The 13,239-nt window shown below is 71.9% G+C and carries 16 protein-coding genes; 2 read left to right on the plus strand and 14 right to left on the minus strand.

What is annotated here, in order from left to right; all coding sequences use genetic code 11:
* Positions 1–10: 10 nt before the first annotated feature.
* The 8 genes from DV20_RS08255 to DV20_RS08290 all read right to left on the minus strand — a co-directional run bounded on the left by DV20_RS08255 (position 11) and on the right by DV20_RS08290 (position 7,535).
* Positions 11–616, minus strand: coding sequence for a response regulator transcription factor (locus DV20_RS08255; RefSeq protein ID WP_043777973.1), 606 nt, complete (start codon positions 614–616; stop codon positions 11–13).
* On the minus strand, positions 613–1,815 hold the full coding sequence (locus tag DV20_RS08260; RefSeq protein WP_043777976.1) for a sensor histidine kinase: 1,203 nt from the start codon (positions 1,813–1,815) through the stop codon (positions 613–615). The genes DV20_RS08255 and DV20_RS08260 overlap by 4 nt, the downstream gene beginning before the upstream one ends.
* 19 nt (positions 1,816–1,834) lie before the next feature.
* On the minus strand, positions 1,835–2,575 hold the full coding sequence (locus DV20_RS08265; protein WP_043777978.1) for an ABC transporter permease: 741 nt from the start codon (positions 2,573–2,575) through the stop codon (positions 1,835–1,837).
* Entirely contained in the window at positions 2,572–3,504 is a 933-nt protein-coding gene (locus DV20_RS08270) for an ABC transporter ATP-binding protein (protein WP_051735846.1), read from the minus strand. Before DV20_RS08270 ends, DV20_RS08265 begins: the two co-directional genes overlap by 4 nt.
* 93 nt (positions 3,505–3,597) lie before the next feature.
* The gene (locus DV20_RS08275; protein WP_043777983.1) at positions 3,598–4,986 is read right to left on the minus strand and encodes a glycine--tRNA ligase; all 1,389 of its coding nucleotides are present in this window, start codon (positions 4,984–4,986) and stop codon (positions 3,598–3,600) included.
* Between the two features lie 90 nt (positions 4,987–5,076).
* The gene (locus DV20_RS08280; protein WP_043777985.1) at positions 5,077–5,730 is read right to left on the minus strand and encodes a class F sortase; all 654 of its coding nucleotides are present in this window, start codon (positions 5,728–5,730) and stop codon (positions 5,077–5,079) included.
* An 80-nt stretch (positions 5,731–5,810) separates the two neighbouring features.
* Positions 5,811–6,452, minus strand: coding sequence for a class F sortase (locus DV20_RS08285; protein ID WP_043777986.1), 642 nt, complete (start codon positions 6,450–6,452; stop codon positions 5,811–5,813).
* The gene (locus DV20_RS08290) at positions 6,453–7,535 is read right to left on the minus strand and encodes a hypothetical protein (protein ID WP_043777987.1); all 1,083 of its coding nucleotides are present in this window, start codon (positions 7,533–7,535) and stop codon (positions 6,453–6,455) included.
* A gap of 264 nt (positions 7,536–7,799) precedes the next feature.
* Here DV20_RS08290 and DV20_RS08295 point away from each other — a divergent pair, with 264 nt between their 5' ends.
* Entirely contained in the window at positions 7,800–8,174 is a 375-nt protein-coding gene (locus DV20_RS08295; protein WP_043777988.1) for an ArsR/SmtB family transcription factor, read from the plus strand.
* On the plus strand, positions 8,174–8,587 hold the full coding sequence (locus DV20_RS08300; protein WP_043777989.1) for a Fur family transcriptional regulator: 414 nt from the start codon (positions 8,174–8,176) through the stop codon (positions 8,585–8,587). The genes DV20_RS08295 and DV20_RS08300 overlap by 1 nt, the downstream gene beginning before the upstream one ends.
* 180 nt (positions 8,588–8,767) lie before the next feature.
* Here DV20_RS08300 and DV20_RS08305 read toward each other — a convergent pair whose 3' ends face one another.
* From DV20_RS08305 to DV20_RS08330, 6 genes are all read right to left on the minus strand, one after another.
* Positions 8,768–9,487, minus strand: coding sequence for a TIGR03943 family putative permease subunit (locus DV20_RS08305; protein WP_043777990.1), 720 nt, complete (start codon positions 9,485–9,487; stop codon positions 8,768–8,770).
* On the minus strand, positions 9,484–10,491 hold the full coding sequence (locus DV20_RS08310) for a permease (RefSeq protein ID WP_407638324.1): 1,008 nt from the start codon (positions 10,489–10,491) through the stop codon (positions 9,484–9,486). Before DV20_RS08310 ends, DV20_RS08305 begins: the two co-directional genes overlap by 4 nt.
* 126 nt (positions 10,492–10,617) lie before the next feature.
* Positions 10,618–11,043, minus strand: coding sequence for a YbjN domain-containing protein (locus DV20_RS08315; protein ID WP_043777991.1), 426 nt, complete (start codon positions 11,041–11,043; stop codon positions 10,618–10,620).
* A complete protein-coding gene (locus DV20_RS08320) occupies positions 11,040–11,855 on the minus strand; it encodes an isoprenyl transferase (RefSeq protein ID WP_043777992.1) in 816 nt (271 codons plus the stop codon). The genes DV20_RS08315 and DV20_RS08320 overlap by 4 nt, the downstream gene beginning before the upstream one ends.
* Positions 11,856–11,896: 41 nt before the next feature.
* Positions 11,897–12,697: a DNA repair protein RecO gene (gene recO, locus DV20_RS08325; protein WP_043777993.1), complete on the minus strand. Its 801-nt coding sequence runs from the start codon at positions 12,695–12,697 to the stop codon at positions 11,897–11,899.
* Positions 12,698–12,748: 51 nt separating this feature from the next.
* Complete coding sequence (locus tag DV20_RS08330) at positions 12,749–13,207, minus strand: CD225/dispanin family protein (RefSeq protein WP_043777995.1); 459 nt, start codon at positions 13,205–13,207, stop codon at positions 12,749–12,751.
* Positions 13,208–13,239: the final 32 nt, after the last annotated feature.

Here is a 13,239-nt window from a genome sequence, read left to right on the forward strand (position 1 = left end):
CAGAAGCGGCTCAGAGCCAGCCACGCTCCTCCGCCACGCGGACGGCTTCGGCCCGCGTCCGCGCGCCGGTCTTCCCGATCGCCGCGGACAGGTGGTTGCGGACGGTGCCTTCCGAAAGGTGCAGGGCCCGGGCCACGTCGGCCACCGTGCTGCCGTCCTTGGCTTCCCGCAGCACGTCCCGCTCCCGCGCGGTGAGCGGGCTGGACCCGGTGGCCAGTGACTCCGCGGCCAGCGCCGGATCCACCACGCGCAGTCCACTGTGGACCCGGCGGACGGCCTCGACGAGCTGCTCCGGCGGCGCGTCCTTGACCACGAACCCGGCCGCCCCCGCCGCCATCGCGCGGGCGAGGTAGCCGGGACGGCCGAACGTCGTGCAGATGATCACCCGGCACGACGGCAGCGCGGCCCGCAGGTCGGCCGCGGCTTCGAGCCCGTCCTTGCCCGGCATCTGGACGTCCAGCAGGGCGACGTCCGGCTTGGCCGCCCGCGCGGCGGCCACCACCTCGTCGCCGGAGCCGACCTGCCCGACCACTTCGATGTCGTTCTCGAGGCCCAGCACGGTGGCCAGGGCCCCGCGGACCATGGCCTGGTCGTCGGCCAGCAGCACCCGGATCAAGCGAGTCCTCCCGCGGGTTCGGCGCGCACGGCCGGGGTGGCCGGGCTCGGTTCGGGCAGCGGGATCTCCGCCCGCACGAGCAATCCTCCCCCGGACCGCACCGACGTCCGCAGCGTGCCCCCGGCCGCGGCCAGCCGCTCGGCGAGCCCGCGCAGGCCGTTGCCCGCGACGACCTCGGTGGCGCGGCCGTCGTCCTCGATCTCCAGCCAGTTGCCGCCGAGCTTCACCTTCACCCGCTTGGCCCCGGAGTGCCGCAGCACGTTCGTGACGGCTTCGCGCAGCACGTAACCGAAGGTGTTCTGGAACTCCGGCCGGACGTTGTCGACCGCGTGCGGCAGGTCGGCGTCGATTTCCGCGGCCCGCAGCGCGGCCCTGGCCCCGACGAGCTCCACCGACAGCGACACCTCGCGGTTCGCCGACACGGTCGCCCGGACGTCGGAGAGGGCGCTGCGGGTCAGGCTCTCGACCTCGCGGATCTCTTCGACCGCGCGCGGGATGTCGCCGGCGCTCTCCAGCACCCGCCGGGCCAGCCCCGCCTTGACCGTGATCGTGGTGAGGCTGTGCCCGAGCAGGTCGTGCAGGTCGCGGGCCAGGCGCTCCCGCTCGTTCGCCACGGCCAGCGTGGCGATCTCCTCGTTCGCGTGTTCCAGCCGCCGGACCGCGCGGACGAGGTTGGCCATGAAGAACATCGCCAGCGTAATCGAGGCGACCGTGATCAGGTCGCCGTAGCCGTCCAGGAACTGGCCTCGCTCCAGCAGGATCACCGCGCCGACGGCCAGCGTGGGCAGATCGAGGATCACCGCCCAGGCGGCGGGGACCAGGAACACCGTCACCGCCGTGCCGTAGAGCAGGACGAACCCGCTGCCGGCGGCCGCCGCCAGCGAGGCGAGCCCCAGGACGTTCATCGTGCCGCAGAAAGCCAGCTTCACGCGGCGTTCGCGGTCGAAGACGTACGGGAACACCAGGTAACACGCGGAGTAGACGTAGACGACGACGGCGGTGAGCACGATCCCCGGGGTCACCGCGGGCTTCGCCAGCAGGGAGCGGGTGACCGGGAGGAGGAACGGCAGCAGGATGACCACCGCCATGAACGGCCAGCGCCAGCCGCCCGGCCCGTGCTTGCGGGCGCCGGGCAGCGGGTCCACCCACCACGATTCCTTGCTGTCCAGCCCGAAGCTGCGTTTCCCGGTCTCCGCCATCGCCGTTCCCCTCCGGCCCTCAGACGCGGGCGCTGTCCTTACGGTAACGCCTGATCACCAGCGCTCCGAGCACGACGGTCCACCCGGCGAGCACGCCCACCGCGTTCGGCAGCGAAACCACCATGTCGCTGGTCACCGCCGGTCGCGCCACCTGCAGCACCCAGTACGTCGGCATGATCTGGGCGACGTCGTGCATCCAGCCCGGCATCGACTCGATCGGGATCCACAGGCCGCCCAGGAACCCCATGCCGAGCGTCACGAGCATGTTGATCGGCTGCATCGAGTCCGGCGTGCCGAACTGGCCGAGCAGCAGGCCCAGCAGCACCAGCGGGATCGTGCCGAGCCAGATGCCGGCGAAGATCCGGACCCAGCCGCTCGCGTCGACGTGCACGCCCTCGGCCAGCACCCCGAGCACCGGGACGAGGACCAGCGCGGGCAGTCCCACGAGCATCCCGGAGATCCCCTTGCCGGCCAGGTAGCCGGTGCCGGTCAGCGGGGTCAGGCGCAGCTGCCGCTGCCAGCCGACGGCGCGTTCGAGGGCGAGCCGGGCCCCGCTGTTGGTCGCCGCGGCGAAGACGCCGAACGTCATCATGTTGATCATGATCACGGCCGCGATCTGCGCGTGGTCCGGGTCGCTGGTCTTCGTGAAGACGTTCGCCTGCAACAGGAACATCAGCACCGGGAAGGCGACGACGAAGATCAGGAACCGCGGTGCCCGGAAGTTCCGGCGGATCTCGGTGAGCAGGTAGGTGGCGTTCATCGCACGGGCTCCGCGGAGTCGTCGGCGGTCAGGGACAGGAAGGCGCCTTCGAGGCCGACGGCGCTGATCTCGACGTCGTGCACGGCCGGCACCGCGGCCTTGAGCGCCCAGAGCGTGGCGTCGGAGTCGGCGGTGGAGATCGCGACGCGGTCGCCGCGCAGCTCGAACTCCTTGACCCCGGGCAGCGCGGCGATCACCGCCTCGGTGGCGCCCGGGACGGCGGCGCGCAGGGTGCGGCCGCCGGCCAGCGCGCGGACCTCGGCGACGCTGCCGTCGGCGACGATCCGGCCGCGGCGCATCAGCACCACCCGGTCGGCGAACTCCTCGGCCTCTTCGAGGTAGTGCGTGGCGAACAGGACCGTGCGGCCGGACTCGGTGAAGGAGTACATCGACTGCCAGAACTCGCGCCGGGTGCCGACGTCCATCGCCGCGGTCGGCTCGTCGAGGATCAGCAGGTCGGGGTTGCTCACGAGGGCGACGGCGAACCGCACACGCTGTTTCTGGCCGCCGGAGAGCTTGTTGGCGCGGCGGCCGGCCAGCTCCTCGACGCCGGCCGCGCGCAGGGCCTCGGCCACGGGCATCGGACGGCGGTGCAGCGCAGCGACCATGCCGACGGTTTCGCCGACGGTCAGGTCGTCCATCAGGGCGCCGCCCTGCAGCATCGCGCCGATGAGCCCGGCGCGGACGGCGTCGATCGGCGTGCGCCCGAACACGCGCACTTCGCCGTCACCGGGGCTGGTCAGGCCGAGGATCATGTCGACGGTGGTGGACTTGCCGGCGCCGTTCGGGCCGAGCAGGGCGACCACCTCGCCCGGGGCGATGGTCAGGTCGACGCCGTCGACCGCGTGGACGTCACCGTAGTGTTTCCGCAGGCCGGTGAGGTGGATCGCGGCCCCCGCCGCCACCGCCCGGATGTCTGTTTCTCGCATGCCCCCAGGCTGCCGCCCGGCGGGCCCGGGTCCCCAGACCGTGCGTCACGACCTGGCCGTGACAGGTGTCAGGGGTACCCGGGCCCGGGTGGCTCAGCAGCCGATGAGGCGGCCCGCCAGGTAGGACTCGAGCTTGTCGATCGCGATGCGCTCCTGCGACATCGTGTCGCGCTCGCGCACGGTCACGGCTTGGTCCTCGAGCGAGTCGAAGTCGACCGTGACGCAGTACGGCGTGCCGATCTCGTCCTGGCGGCGGTAGCGGCGGCCGATCGCCTGGGCGTCGTCGAAGTCGACGTTCCAGTGCTTGCGCAGCGTCGCCGCGACCTCCTTCGCCTTCGGGGTCAGGTCGGCGTTGCGCGACAGCGGCAGCACCGCGACCTTGAACGGCGAAAGCCGCGGGTCGAGCTTCAGCACCACGCGGGTGTCGGTGCCGCCCTTGGCGTTCGGCACCTCTTCCTCGACGTAGGAGTCCACCAGGAACGCCATCATCGAGCGGCCGACACCGGCGGCCGGCTCGATGACGAACGGCCGGTACCGCTGGCCCGAAGCCTGGTCGAAGAACGACAGGTCCTGGCCCGAGTGGTTCGAGTGCGTCGTCAGGTCGAAGTCGGTGCGGTTCGCGATGCCCTCGAGCTCGCCCCACTCCTGACCCGCGTTGAACGCGAACCGGTACTCGATGTCGACGGTCCGCTTCGCGTAGTGCGAGAGCTTTTCCTTCGGGTGCTCGTAGTGGCGCAGGTTCTCGGCCTTGATGCCGAGGTCGGTGTACCAGTTGGTCCGCTCGTCGATCCAGTACTGGTGCCAGCGCTCGTCCTCGCCCGGCTCGACGAAGAACTCCATCTCCATCTGCTCGAACTCACGCGTCCGGAAGATGAAGTTGCCCGGCGTGATCTCGTTGCGGAAGGACTTGCCGATCTGGCCGATGCCGAACGGCGGCTTCTTCCGCGACGTCGTCTGGACGTTGGAGAAGTTCACGAAGATGCCCTGCGCGGTCTCCGGACGGAGGTAGTGCAGGCCCTCTTCGGACTCCACCGGGCCGAGGTAGGTCTTCAGCATCATGTTGAAGTCCCGCGGCGGGGTGTACTTGCCGCGCGTGCCGCAGTTCGGGCACGGCACCTCGGACAGGTCGTCCTCGCTGGTCTCCTTGCCGGTGCGCGCCGAGAACTCCTCGGCGAGCTGGTCGGCGCGGAACCGCTTGTGGCACGACAGGCACTCGATCAGCGGGTCGGTGAACACGTTGACGTGCCCCGACGCGACCCAGACCTCACGCGGCAGGATCACCGAGGAGTCGAGGCCGACGACGTCGTCGCGGCCCTGGACGACGGTCTTCCACCACTGGCGCTTGATGTTGTCCTTGAGCTCGACCCCGAGCGGCCCGTAGTCCCACGCAGAACGGGTGCCGCCGTAGATCTCTCCGCTGGCGAAGACGAAACCACGGCGCTTGCACAGGCTGATGATCTTCTCAATGGTGTTCGTGGGCACTCCACGCTCCGAAAAGCTTGCGGGGACGGTTCATCGGACTTGAACGTCCAGGGTATCCGCCGGGACCTATCGCTTTTCGCGCAGGTGAGCCTACGGCCGCGACACCAGCGACGCCGTCACGACGCGGTTGTCCTCGTACCCCTCGCTGCCGCCGACGTACTCGCCGCCACAGGTGACGAGCAGCAGCTTGTGCGGCCCGTCGGGGTTGAACAGCTGCTCGGACCGGCCGGCGAGCTCGGACTTGTGCACGGTCTCGGTGGCCTCGATCTTGTACACCCATGCGCCGCCCGCGGCGTCGGTCAGCTTGACCTCCTGCCCCTGCTTGACCTGCCAGAGCTCGGTGAACGGGCCCTTCTTGCCCTTCCAGTTCACGTGCCCGGACAGCAGCGCGACGCCGTGGTCGGCGCCGAGCTTCGCGCCCCACCAGGCGGCCTCGTCGAGGCCCTCGGGGATCTTGAGCGCGCCCGCGGCGTCGAGGTCCTCCTGGATCAGCTTGGCGGTGCCGCCGCCGGGCAGGGACAGCTGAGCCGGCGCCCGGCCGGTGTCCTGCCGAGGGTCCTGCGGGGCCGGCTGGTTCGCGGCCGGAACGGGCGTCCCGGTGCCGTTCGCGCCGGCGGGTTCATCCTTTCCGGTGAACACGAGCAGGGTCGCGACCAGCGCCGCGACCACGAAGGCCCCGGCGACGCCGACGATCCACCAGCGGCCGGAGCCCTTTTTCGGCTCCGCCGGGTTCCGTTCCTGCATGGGTTCGCGCTCCTTCGCTGTCGTGGGCAGTGCACGGACAGGCATGCCGCGACGGGCGCAGGAGGTTGCAGCGAACTCGATCAGCCGGTGGGGCGCGTCACCAGCTTGGCCGTGACCAGGCGGTTCTCGTCGTAGCCCTCGGTGCCGCCGACGTAGTCGCCGCCGCAGGTCACCAGCACCAGCCGGTGCGGGCCGTCCTGCCCGAACCACCGGGCGGCCTGGGACGGCAACGTCTCCTTCGGCAGCGTGACGACGTCGTCGACGCGGTAGACCCACCGGCCGCCGCGGGCGTCGACCACGCTCACCTGGTCGCCGTCACGCATCCGCCACAGCTCGTCGAACGGCCCGCGCCCGCCCTCCCAGTTCACGTGGCCGGACAGCACCGCCGCCCCTCGGTCCGCGCCCAGCTTGGCGCCCCACCAGGCCGCGTCGCCGAGGCCGCGCGGGATCGGCAGCACGCCGGTGTCGGTCAGTTCGGTGCGGACCAGGCGGGCGGTGGCGCCGCCGGGCAGCCGGACCGTGCCCGGCCGCTGCTGGGTGGCCGTCTCGCTGTCGGCGGGGAGCACGGCCGGGGCGGCGTTCTCGCCCGGCAGCGCGCCGGGCGGGGGCGCCGCCACCACCGGCGTCGCGGCGGGTGGCAGCCAGGTCAGCACGATGATCCCGGCCGCGAAGGCGGCCACGGCCAGCGCCGCCGCGACGGCGGCCAGCGCGGTGCGCAGCACCTAGCCCGACCCGGTCTTGCGCCGCCGTCCCAGCAGCAGGGCGACGGCGGCGAAGAAGACCCCGCCGAAGAGCAGGCCGATGCCGAGCGGGACGCGCGAGCCGTCGGTGGCCGGGGCGGCCGCGCCCAGGTAGCCGGCCGGGACCTGCGTCGGCACCGCGGGCTGCGTGGCGTTCGTGCCGCCCGCCGGCCCGCCGGCCTTCGCGACGAACCCCTTCGGGATCGAGCAGCTGACCCCGCCGAGCACGATGGTCGTCTTCACGTCCTGCAGGGCGGCGCCGCCGGCGTCCTTGACGTGCGTGGTGATCTCGACCCGCCAGCCGGCGACGGCGGTGGCGTCGCCCCCGCGCCAGCCGTCCTGGCGGATCAGCTGGTCGAAGGCGGCGACGCGGGTCAGCCTGAGGTCGGAGACCGTGGTCGCCCGGTCGGCGTTCCCGATGTCGCCGGGCGGGCCGAGCCGCAGGTTCTTCAGCTGGAGGCCGGCGGTGCCGCCGGGCACCGGGACGATGCCGAGCCCGCCGCCGGCCTGGCGCACCCACAGCCGGGTCACCGACGAGGTGGCCGACAGCTTCGCCGGGCCGGCGCAGTCCACCGCCGTCTTGGCGCCTTCCAGCACGAGCACGGTGTTGTCGGACGGCCTGGCGCCGCCCTGCCAGTTGTCCCGCAGCGCGTAGTTGGTCTCCGCGGCCGCGGTGGGCACGGTGGTGGCCTGCAGCGCGGCGAAGACGTTGTGGTCCCGGCTCGCGACCCCCGGCGGGTACGGGTTCTGTGACGCGCTGTAGCGGCCGAGGTCGATCTGGTAGTGCCCGCCGAAGGTGGCGCGCTCGCCGTCGTCCTTGGGCACCGAGACGCGGTCCACGCCGAGCTTCGACTGGCCGGGCAGCAGCGGCGATCGTTGCGTTTCGGTGATCAGGGCGCCACCGCGCTGCCCTTCGTCCCCGATCCGCACCGAGGCGATGTTCGCGAAGGAGACCGGGCCGGTCTTCTCGTCGACCGCCTGGGTCTGCGCACCGGCGACCCCTACGCCGACCAGCGGGAACACCGCAGCCGTCAGGGCGGCTGCCTTCGTCACGAAACGCGTCATGTCTCCCCACTGCTCTGCTCGGGCGGGTCGCCGGCATCCGGTAAAAGGGCGAGACGCTCCGCGACCACCTTGCCCCGTCGGCCACCACTTGCGAAGCCGCAGCGCCAATATCCCACGAACTCACCCGAACGGGGTAACACGACCAGCCGTACCCCGCAGCTCCCCGCCGCGGCGGGGGTCCCGGACGGGGGAACACTAGGATGGGCGGGACCGTTATCGGCAATGACTACGGAATTCATGGTCGCGGGCAGCGTGGAGGCGGGAATGGCGACGGTCACCGGGAGTGGCGCCCAGCCGGGGCTCGCGGACTGCACCCCGGCGCCCGAAGGGAATCCCGCGTCCCCGGCCCACCCCGCGCAGTCGGTGCTGACCGACGCGGGCGACCTGCTGCGCGCGCTGGCGGCGCCGGTCCGGATCGCGATCGTGCTGCAGCTGCGGGCGGCCGACCGGTGCGTCCACGAGCTGGTCGACGCCCTCGACGTCGCCCAGCCGCTGATCAGCCAGCACCTGCGGGTGCTGAAGACGGCCGGGGTGGTCCAGGGCGAGCGCCGCGGCCGCGAGGTCGTCTACCGGCTCGCCGACGACCACCTGGCGCACATCGTCGTCGACGCCGTCGCCCACGTGCAGGAAGGAAAATGATGAACACGGCCGCGTCGCGCAGCCAGGCCCCGCTCCCCGGGCGCCGATCCACCCGGCAGCGGGCCGCGGTCGTCGAGCTGCTCAGCACGATCGACGACTTCCGGTCGGCCCAGGAGCTGCACGACGAGCTCCGCAAACGCGGCGACGGCATCGGCCTGACGACGGTGTACCGCACCCTGCAGTCGCTGTCGGAAGCCGGCGAGATCGACGTGCTGCGCACGGACTCGGGCGAGGCGATCTACCGCCGCTGCTCGGCGCACCACCACCATCACCTGGTGTGCCGCCTGTGCGGCCGCACGGTCGAGGTCGAGGGCCCGGCCGTCGAGCGCTGGGCGGAGAAGATCGCGGCCGAGCACGGCTTCTCGGAGATCTCCCACACGGTCGAGATCACCGGCACCTGCGCCGAGCACTGACCCACCCGGCCGTACCCAGCCGGACGACACGCGTACCTGACCGGACGACACGCGTACCGGGAAAGCGAACTCGCGTACCCAGCCGGACGACACACCGCCCGCCCCCGGCCACCTCGTGTCGTCCACCTGCGTACGCGTGTCGTCCACCCGCGTACGCGTGTCGTCCGGGTGGGTACGGGGTCAGTACTCGTAGGGGTCCTTCGGGGTGGGGACCGGGGCTACCGAGGCCGGGGCGAAGTCCGGCGTGTAGCTGTTCTCCTTCGTCGCCGTGCCCGGGACCACCTGGCCCGTGACCTGGATCCAGGCGTCGCTGGCGAGGTGGTCGGCTTCGCCGCCGCGGAGGCGGACCGTCACCGGGAACGCGTCCGCCGCGCAGCAGCTGATCACCAGCCGCGCCAGCAGCGTGCTGCCTTCGGTGTGCACCACGAACCCCGTCAGGGACACCGTGCGGCCATTCAACGTGCCCGCCGCGTCCCAGCCCGCGCGGCTGACGAACTCGTTCACCGTCAACGGCACCACGTTCCCCACCGGCAACGGCGGGAACGCCGCCGCGTTGGCCGCCGCCGCGGTCGACGGGGCGCGGGCCTCCGTGCGGATCACCGAGTCCGACCCCAGCGCCGGCGGCGCGATCAGGAACACCGCCAGCACCGGCACCAGCAGCAGCCACGCCGGACGCGCCGAGTGCGCGTGCTCACCGTGCTCGTGCGGCACGGCGGCCCGCGACGCCACGAGGTCACGGACGATCGCCACCGCGCCCAGCAGCACCATCACCGCGCCGCCGGCGATGATCCACGGCTGCTGCGCCGGCTTCACGTACCGCAGGTAATCGCCGTTCACCGCGATCTTGACCAACGCCCCGCCGAGCAGGATCAGCAGGATGTTCTGGGTTTCCCGTTTCACGCGACCCCCACCAGGAATCCGGCCCCCACCGCGCAGGCCACCGCCACCACGAAGGTCGCCGGCGCGAACCGCACCGCGAACGACCGGCCGAACGTCCCCGCCTGCAGCGCGAACAGCTTGACGTCGATCGCCGGGCCCACGACCAGGAACACCAGCTTCGGCAGCAGCGGCAACGCCGTCAGCGACGCCGCGACGAACGCGTCCGCCTCGCTGCACAGCGCCAGCACCACCGCCAGCACCGCCATCACCACCACACCCAGCACGAGCTGGCCGCCCAGCACCCCGAACCACTTCGCCGGCACGAGCACGTTCAGCGCCGACGAGATCAGTGCCCCCAGCACCAGGAAACCGCCCGCCTCGACCAGGTCCGTCCGCGCCGTCTCGGCGAACACGCGCCACCGCTGACCGCCCGCCACGTCCGGGAGACGCCGCAGGGCCCGCGAAGTGATCCACTCGAGCTTGCCCCAGCGGGCCCACAGCCAGCCCATCACCATCGCCGTGGCGAGCGAGCCGGCGAACCGCGCCAGCACCATCTCCGGCTTGCCGGGGAACGCGACCGCGGTGGCCACCAGCACCACCGGGTTCACCGCCGGTGCCGCGAGCAGGAACGTCAGCGCCGCGGCCGGGGCCACGCCCTGCCCCATCAGCCGCCGCGCCACCGGCACCGAAGCGCATTCGCAGCCCGGCAGCGCGACCCCGGCCAGGCCGGCGACGCCGACCGCCGCCCCGGCCCGGCGGGGCAGCACCTTCTCCAGCACGCGGGCGGGCACGAACGCGGCGATGGCCCCGCTGATCAGCACGCCCAGCACGAGGAACGGCAGCGCCTGGACGCAGACGGCGACGAACACGGTCGAGCCGGTGCGCAACGCGGGGACGTCGAACACCTGCTGCAGCCGGCTCTGGGCGAGGATCGCGATCAGCAGGATCGCGCACAGCACCTCGACCGAGCTGATCCGGAACCGGCGCGTGCGCCGGCCGGGCTCGGCCTCGGTGTCGGAAACGATGTTCACGACGGCGATGATGCCAGCACCGCCCGGCACCCGGGGAGCCGCACGGGCCGCGAACGGAGGATCAAGGTCCGTTTCGGACCCCGATCCTCCGTTCGCGGCGGAAAGTCCACCCCGGACGGGTCAGTCGCCGGGCACGATTCCGGGCAGATCGGTCCGCAGCTGCGAAGCCGTCGACACCACCAGCATCAGCAACGTCCCGAGCGCCGCCGGGTCCAGCCCGGCGGCCGGGAACGCGTACCGCAGGGTCACGTCGGCCCCGTTGTCCGAATGCCCGATCCCGAGCGTCCCGAACAACCCCTGCCCCGCCCGCTCGGCGACCGCGATCGACAGCGAAGGCGCGTCCACCAGGTCCCAGCCGACCACACAGGTCAGGGTCAGCACGGTGAGCCCCTCGCCGAGCCGGGTCGCCTGGATCACGCACGGGACGCCGCCGTGGGAGAACGTCAGCGCGCCGTCGTCGTCCACGTGGACCTCGAGGTAGCGCTCGAGGGCCTCGCGGGCCCGGGTCAGCAGCTCCGCCGTTTCGACCGCTTCGGTGGCGCTCACGAAGAAGCCGCCTGGTCGACGGCGCCGCCGAAGCGGCGATCCCGCTTCGCGAATTCCAGGCAGGCCCGCCAGAGGTGGGTGCGGTCGAAGTCCGGGAACAGGGTGTCCTGGTAGACCATCTCGGCGTAGGCCGACTGCCACAGCAGGAAGTTCGACGTCCGCTGTTCACCCGAAGGCCGCAGGAACAGGTCCACGTCCGGCATGTCCGGCTGGTACAGGTACTTCCCGATGGTCTTTTCGTTGACCTTGTCGGGGTTCAGCTTGCCGTCGGCGACGTCACGGGCGATCCGCTGCATGGCGTCGCCCAGCTCGGCGCGGCCGCCGTAGTTGACGCACATGGTCATGTTCAGCGCCGTGTTGTGCTTGGTCTTCTCCTCGGCCGCCTGCAGTTCCTTGATGACCGACGCCCACAGCTTCGGCCGCCGCCCGGCCCAGCGGATGCGCACGCCGATCGAGCCGAGGTAGTCGACCTGGCGGCGGATGGTGTCGCGGTTGAAGCCCATCAGGAACCGCACCTCTTCGGGGCTGCGCTTCCAGTTTTCGGTCGAGAACGCGTACACCGAGAGCCACTTGACGCCGAGTTCGACCGCGCCGCTGGCGACGTCGATCATCACCGCTTCGCCGCGCTTGTGGCCTTCGATCCGCGGCAGGCCGCGCTGGTTGGCCCAGCGGCCGTTGCCGTCCATCACCAGCGCGACGTGCTTGGGCACCAGCTCACGCGGGATCTCCGGCGGCTTCGCGCCCGACGGGTGCGGATCCGGGGCCCGCAGCTCGTATCGCGACGCCTTGTTGTCGCGTCCCCTGCGCAGCACTGCGAGCCTCCCTGGATGGGTGAAACCGGTCAGGCCCGACCCTACTGCCCGGGTACCGCCTGTCTTTGCGGGGTGGCGGAGCCCCCGGCTTGCTTCACCGACTCGCGGGCACGGCGCTCGACCAGGGGCAGGGACCGCAGCTGCCGCTCCAGGTGCCACTGCAGGTGCGCCGCGACCAGCCCGCTCGCGTCGCGGCGGGTGCCGGGCAGGGTCGCCTCGGCCAGCGGCCATTCGCCGTGCAGCAGGGCGGTGAGCAGGTCGAGGACCTCGGGAGCGGGGTGCACGCAGCCGGCGATCCGGCAGTCGGCGCACATCGAGCCGCCCGCGGCGACGCTGAACGCCGTGTGCGGGCCGGGCAGGCCGCAGCGGGCGCACTCGGTGAGCGCGGGCGCCCAGCCGGCGTAGGACATCGCGCGGAGCAGGAACGCGTCGAGCACCAGCGAGGAGTCACGCTGCCCGTCGGCCAGCGCCCGCAGCGCTCCGACGACGAGGAGGTACAGCTTGAGCACCGGCTCGCCCTCTTCGGCCGAGAGCCGGTCCGCGGTTTCGGCGATCGCGCTGGCCGCGGTGTAGCTCTGGTAGTCGGCGACCAGCGGCAGCTGGAACGCGTCGACGGTCTCGACCTGGGTGATGACGTCGAGCGTGCGCCCGGTGTAGAACTGCACGTCGACGTGGCCGAACGGCTCCAGCCGGGCCCCGAAGCGCGACGAGGTGCGCCGCACGCCCTTCGCCACGGCGCGGACCTTGCCGTGCCGTCGCGTCAGCAGGGTGACGATCCGGTCGGCCTCACCCAGCTTGTGCGTGCGCAACACCACCCCGGTGTCGCGGTAGAGGTTCACCACCCCGACATCGTCCCACTTCGGGATGATGCCGGGGTGGAGCGCCCCGCGGAATCAGCAGTAGTAGCCGTAGCAGCTGCTGGCGGCGACGGCCGCGATGATGATCCAGACGATCGTCAGCACGCAGCCCAGCGCGCCGATGATGGTGGCGATCAGGCAGAGCGTCTTCGTGGTGCGCGAGGCCTGCTCCGCCATCGCGTAGTTGCCCTGCATCTTGTACGTCTGGACCTCGTTGGACTTCATGATCGCGAAGATCGCGAGGATCCAGCAGAGGAAGATGGAGCCGATCGCCCAGCCCTTGTAGTCCTTGATGGCGTTGATGTCGCCACCGCCGCCGGGCATGCCGTAGCCGGGGGCGCCGAAGCCACCGGTGGGCGGCTGGCCGTACGGCGCGGGCTGCCCGTACGGCGCCGGCTGGCCGTAGGGCGCGGGCGTGCCGCCGGACGGCGGGCCGTAACCCGGCTGCTGCGGCTGCTGGCCGTAGGGCTGCTGCTGGCCGTAGGGATTGGTCATGACGTTCTACCCCAACTATTCGTGATTTCCGC

Source organism: Amycolatopsis rifamycinica, from assembly GCF_000695625.1.
Taxonomy (GTDB): domain Bacteria; phylum Actinomycetota; class Actinomycetes; order Mycobacteriales; family Pseudonocardiaceae; genus Amycolatopsis; species Amycolatopsis rifamycinica.